Origin of the sequence: Janthinobacterium sp. GW458P (genome assembly GCF_002127585.1) — a bacterium.
GTDB lineage: Bacteria > Pseudomonadota > Gammaproteobacteria > Burkholderiales > Burkholderiaceae_D > Janthinobacterium.
Genome location: NZ_NEGZ01000139.1, coordinates 1 through 1,200 on the forward strand (window position 1 = coordinate 1; position 1,200 = coordinate 1,200).

1 protein-coding gene is annotated in these 1,200 nt (G+C 73.5%); it reads right to left on the bottom strand.

What is annotated here, in order from left to right; all coding sequences use genetic code 11:
- Positions 1–1,200 (bottom strand): hypothetical protein (locus tag CBW50_RS29655; RefSeq protein ID WP_172404934.1); only part of this gene is annotated, 1,200 nt, incomplete at both ends.

Consider the following 1,200-nt stretch of genomic DNA (forward strand, 5'->3'; position numbering starts at 1 on the left):
CGCGCGCAGGCTGATGTTGTCGACGTCGACCACGGACGAGTCGGCCGCGCCGCTGGCCGCCAGCTCCAGCTGCACGGGCGGGCGCAGCAGCCAGGCGCCCGCGCCCAGCCCGGCGCTGTCGAGCTCTACCGCGTAATGCTGCCATGCCGTGGCCGGCGCGCCGGGCGGCGGCGCGCGCAGGCGCAGCGGGGCGTTCACGCAATTTTGTGGATACAGCAATTGTCGCTGGCACAGCCGCACCTGCAGCACGGGCATGGCGCCCGCGCGGCGCGCGTCCAGCGCCAGGGTGTAGCGCGTGGCCGGCTGCACGGGCAGCCGTTGCAGCAGCCGCAGCAGCTCGCCATAGCCGGCGCTGTAGCCGGGACTGGCCAGGCGCACGTAGATGTTGCCGGGGCGGCCACCTTCTGCGGCATACGTGATGCTGGCGGGCACGTCGCGCTGGGGATTGTGCCAGTAATAGGTGGCGGGAAAGCTGCCCATGCCCATGCCGAACAGCCGGCTGTCCCAGCCGGACGGCTGCATGGCCAGCACTTGCCGCCAGTGGCGCAAGCGGCCCTGCAAGTCGCCCGCGCTGGTGGCAAAGCGTTCCGTGGCGTAGTAGCTGGCGGAAACGGGGATGGCCAGCAGCAACAGCATGCCGGCCGCGCCCGCGATGCCGAGGCTGGCGCGGTCCAGCTGCCACAGCGGCGGGCGCAAGGCGCGGTTGCACAGCATCAGCGCGGCCAGCAGCACGGCGAGGCCGGCCGGCAGCAGGGCGGGGCTGCCGGCCCAATGCCAGGCGATCCAGCCAAGATTACAGGCGAGCAAGGTCCACGCCATCATGGCCAGGCCCAGCCTGGCGGGTCCTTTGGCGGCGCTGCCGTCCGGCCGCGGGGGGCCGGGCAGCAGCACGGCCGCCAGCAGCAGGGCCGCCAGCAGGAACAGGAAATATGGCCCTTTCAGCCAGCCGGCCGCCAGGCGAGCGGGGTCCGGCCACCAGCTGGCCAGGAGCAATTGCAGGCACAGCGCGCACAGCACGCTGGCCGGCGCCAGGCGCCACGGCAGCGGGCGCGCGGCCAGCACGAAGCTTGCGGCGAGCAGGACCACGGCGGCCGCCAGGCCCCGGTAGCCGGCCAGGCTGAACATATAGACGAGCAAGGTCCCGCCGAGGCCCGCCAGCAGCAGGCCCAGCAAGGCGCGGCGGCGCGGCAGCGGCTGGGC